The sequence below is a fragment of the Brachyspira catarrhinii genome (assembly GCF_005518285.1).
GTDB lineage: Bacteria > Spirochaetota > Brachyspiria > Brachyspirales > Brachyspiraceae > Brachyspira > Brachyspira catarrhinii.
In genome coordinates, this window is record NZ_SJDU01000711.1 from 1 (window position 1) to 613 (window position 613).

1 pseudogene is annotated in these 613 nt (G+C 19.9%); it reads right to left on the reverse strand.

The window, feature by feature from the left end:
- A pseudogene (locus EZH24_RS14470) lies at positions 1-613 on the reverse strand (hypothetical protein); the annotation flags it as partial.

Genomic DNA, 613 nt, shown 5'->3' on the forward strand with positions numbered 1-613 from the left:
TTTACGTATAAAAATTAACATGTAAATGTATTTTTTATATTTTTTAAACCCTTTTTCCTCATTTGGATTATAACAGGATAAACATATTTTTTTAAAAAAAAGATTTTTAATATCATTAGAAATATCATAATCAAAATTTTTTAAATATGATTTTAACTTCAAAAAATTGTTTTTATCTTTAAAATCGCCCTTAGTATCCTCATATATATTTCCAAAAATAAATGTAAGTAAAGATTTTCTAAACTCGGAATTATTATCTCCGATATATTCAACCAAATCTTTATATATATTGATATGATTTAATGCTCTGCTATATGTTGTTAAAGAGTTAATAGTTTGATTATTATGAAGTCTATAATAATAGACAGCATTATTATTGTAGTAAAAAGATGGATTATACAGTATATTTTTTATAAAAAAATGTAAATCCTCACCTAAAATAATATCTTCTGAAAAAAATAAATTATTTTTTATAAGGAAATCTTTATTATATAATTTGCATACAGTCATATATAGAGGTGTGTATATTGTTCCCACTATTCTCCTAATTGTATCTATATATATTTGTTTATCAAATTTACATTTACCATAAGATTTATCATGATATTCTAAT